Origin of the sequence: Kitasatospora sp. NPDC059812, assembly GCF_042732075.1 — a bacterium.
In the GTDB taxonomy this organism is placed as follows: domain Bacteria; phylum Actinomycetota; class Actinomycetes; order Streptomycetales; family Streptomycetaceae; genus Kitasatospora.
This window is the reverse complement of sequence record NZ_JBHWIO010000099.1, coordinates 1-465: the sequence shown is the minus strand read 5'-3', so window position 1 is coordinate 465 and position 465 is coordinate 1. Positions and strand designations below refer to the sequence as shown.

Below are 465 nucleotides of genomic sequence, written 5' to 3'. Positions count from 1 at the left end.
CCGCGCGCGCCCCCGCCCCGCGCCGCCGTGTCTACGCGTGGGGCCGCGGCCTGCGCCCCCCCGCGCGGGCCCGCCCCGCCGCCCGGGGGGGCGCCGCCCCCCCCCCCGCGGGGGGCGGGCCCCTGACGGTGGCGGCCTGCACACGCGGCGGGTGTGCGGCTGGGGTGTGATCAGCCGATCTGGCCCCAGGGAGAGAAAGGACCGCCGGGGGTGGCCTGGCTGCTGCCGGCGACGTTGCCGTTGGCGGAGGTCACATAGATGGCGATGGTGTTGAACTGGCTGAACACCACGCTCGGGTCGCTGGCCACACCTGTGGGGTCACCCGCGTCCGCGATCGTGACCCACGATCCGAACGGTCCGCCCGGGGTGTTCTGGTTGCTGCCCTGAATGGTGCCGCCCGTAGTACGGGCGTAGAGCACCATCGTGCCGTTGGGCACCTGAAGCGCAGCCGGCTTGCCGACGAAC

The 465-nt window shown here is 75.3% G+C and carries 1 protein-coding gene; it reads right to left on the bottom strand.

Annotation, left to right across the window (positions count from 1 at the left end; genetic code table 11):
* Nucleotides 1-170: 170 nt before the first annotated feature.
* Nucleotides 171-465, bottom strand: a 295-nt coding sequence (locus ACFV6D_RS33290) for a hypothetical protein (protein WP_380562513.1), incomplete at its 5' end; no start/stop codon positions are given.